The organism is Roseomonas sp. TAS13 (genome assembly GCF_001950415.1).
Classification (GTDB): domain Bacteria; phylum Pseudomonadota; class Alphaproteobacteria; order Acetobacterales; family Acetobacteraceae; genus Roseomonas; species Roseomonas mucosa.
In genome coordinates, this window is record NZ_BDLP01000673.1 from 1 (window position 1) to 1,205 (window position 1,205).

Here is a 1,205-nt window from a genome sequence, read left to right on the forward strand (position 1 = left end):
ATGCTGACGTCGAGACTTGTGATCAAGAGACAGGCCATGCCACCGGAATCCGCCGCCCTTGGCGCCATCGCCGCCCGCGCCGCCTTTCTCGACTGGCTCGCCGGGGAGCGCCTTTCCAGTCGCCACACGATCACCGCCTATGGCCGCGACCTGGCGGATTTCCTGGGCTTCCTGACCCATCACCTGGGCGGCGAGCCCGACCTCGCCGCCCTGGCCGCGCTCCGCCCCGCCGATCTCCGCGCCTTCCTCGCCCGGCGGCAGGAGGACGGCGCCGGCAATGCCACCCGTGCCCGCCAGCTCGCCGCCGTGCGGGCCTTTCTGCGCTGGCTGGCCCGCCGCCACGGCTTGCCGCTGGACATGCTGGCCGGGCTGCGCGGCCCACGGCTCAAGCCCCCCATCCCCAAGGCCCTCACCGCCGCCCAGGCGCGCGGCGTGGCGGCGGAAATCGGCCAGGGCCAGGACGACCCCGCCCTATCCGCCCGCGACAACGCCCTCTTCACGCTGCTCTACGGCGCCGGGCTCCGCATCTCCGAGGCGCTGTCCCTCGATGTCCGCGACGCGCCGCAGCCGGGCGGCACGCTCCGCATCCGCGGCAAGGGCGACAAGGAGCGGCTCGTCCCTGTCCTCCCCGCCGTGGCTGCGGCCATCGCAGAGTCCCTCCGCCATCGCCCCGGCGCCCGGCCGGAGGACCCGCTCTTCATCGGGGCCCGGGGCGGGCGCCTGCACGATGCCCTGGCCCGCAAGCTGATCCAGAACCACCGGCGCCTCGCCGGCCTGCCGGAACACGCCACCCCGCATGCCTTGCGCCATTCCTTCGCCACCCATCTGCTGGGCGGCGGTGCCGACCTGCGCGTGATCCAGGAGCTGCTGGGCCATGCCAGCCTGTCCACCACCCAGCGCTATGCCGCGGTGGATGCGGCGGGCCTGCTGGAGACCTGGCGCAAGGCGCATCCGCGCGGCGGCTGAAGCGGCGCGGATTCATCAATGGGCGATTTCCTTGACTTGATAGGATTTTTATCCTAGAAAGTCAAGGCCAGCGGGCGAACCGCGCCCGATGGCCCACCCCAGCCCATCCCTGCACTGGAATTCCCGGCCGCCCCATCCCGGACGCGGCCGGGAATGCCGCGTCGCCATGCCTCCGGGTCTGGTCCCACGCGGCCGGTGCGTCGCGCGAGGCCCCCGCCCCATGCCCCTGCCCCACCTGC

General features: G+C 73.2%; 1 protein-coding gene. It reads left to right on the forward strand.

Translation table 11 applies throughout. The features are described 5' to 3' along the window. Entirely contained in the window at positions 1-966 is a 966-nt protein-coding gene (locus tag ROTAS13_RS24740; RefSeq protein WP_371329389.1) for a tyrosine recombinase XerC, read from the forward strand. Positions 967-1,205 lie beyond the last annotated feature (239 nt).